Raw genomic sequence first — 1,247 nt, forward strand, 5'->3', positions numbered from 1 at the left:
TGAGATAGTCACAATTTAATCTGACAGTTACGATAATTTAAAACACGTAACAGAGATTAGTATTATGACAACCCAAGCAAAGATCATCAAAAACAAGATGGGCATATTGGAGCTTGCCCAACATTTAGGAAACGTATCGCAGGCCTGTAAAGTGATGGGCTATTCGCGAGATAGCTTTTACAGATTCAAGGAACTTTACGATCAGGGAGGCGAACTCGCCCTTCAGGAAATCAGCCGACGAAAACCGATCTTAAAGAACCGTGTAGAAGAGCATGTAGAAAAAGCTGTTGTTGAGATGGCGATAGATCAGCCGGCCTTAGGTCAGTTGAGAGTATCCAACGAGCTTAAAAAGCAAGGCGTATTAATATCTCCGGGAGGCGTAAGAAGTATCTGGTTAAGACACGATCTGCAAACCTTTAAGCTTCGTTTAAAGGCATTAGAAGCCAAGTCGGCACAGGAAGGATTGGTATTGACCGAAGCCCAGGTTGTTGCTTTGGAGAAGGCTAAAGAAGAAAAGAAAGCGCATGGCGAAATCGAAACACACCATCCCGGCTATCTGGGTGCACAGGACACGTACTACGTGGGTAACATCAAAGGTGTTGGCCATATTTACCAGCAAACATTTATCGATACTTATGCTAAAGTGGCCTTTACCAAGCTATACGACCGAAAGAATGCACTCGTAGCAGCAGAAATGCTCAATGATAAAGTAGTGCCGTTTTACGAGCAACATGACCTGCGCTTATTACGGATACTTACCGACAGAGGGACAGAATATTGCGGCGCAAGAGAGCAGCATGAGTTCCAGTTATACCTGGCCATTGAAGATATAGACCATACCAAAACAAAGGCTAAAAGTCCACAAACCAATGGTATCTGCGAGCGCTTTCACCGCACCATTCAGGATGAATTCTATGCTATTGCTTTTCGTAAAAAGATTTACCGCAGCATAGCTGAACTACAAGCTGACCTGGACAGATGGATGCACAATTACAACAATGAACGGACGCATAGTGGGAAATACTGCTTTAGCAAAACACCGATGCAAACCTTTACTGATAGCATTCCGATGGCACAGGAAAAGTTATTGGAGAGACTCGCCGAAGACCAGATTCTTCAGAGCCCCTACAAAAAGGGCTCAGAAGAATCTGAGTCGATGCATTTAGACGAGAAAAAGCTATATTCACAAATCACATCTGACAACTTTTAAAACCAAATAACTGTCAGATCAAGTAGTGGCTATTACA

At 43.2% G+C, this 1,247-nt stretch carries 1 protein-coding gene; it reads left to right on the top strand.

Going from position 1 to position 1,247, the window contains the following annotated elements; translation table 11 throughout:
* Positions 1 to 64 precede the first annotated feature (64 nt).
* A complete protein-coding gene (locus tag LJ658_RS20405; RefSeq protein ID WP_230548405.1) occupies positions 65 to 1,210 on the top strand; it encodes an IS481 family transposase in 1,146 nt (381 codons plus the stop codon).
* Positions 1,211 to 1,247: the final 37 nt, after the last annotated feature.

This window comes from Mucilaginibacter sp. UR6-11 (assembly GCF_020880695.1).
Classification (GTDB): Bacteria; Bacteroidota; Bacteroidia; order Sphingobacteriales; family Sphingobacteriaceae; genus Mucilaginibacter.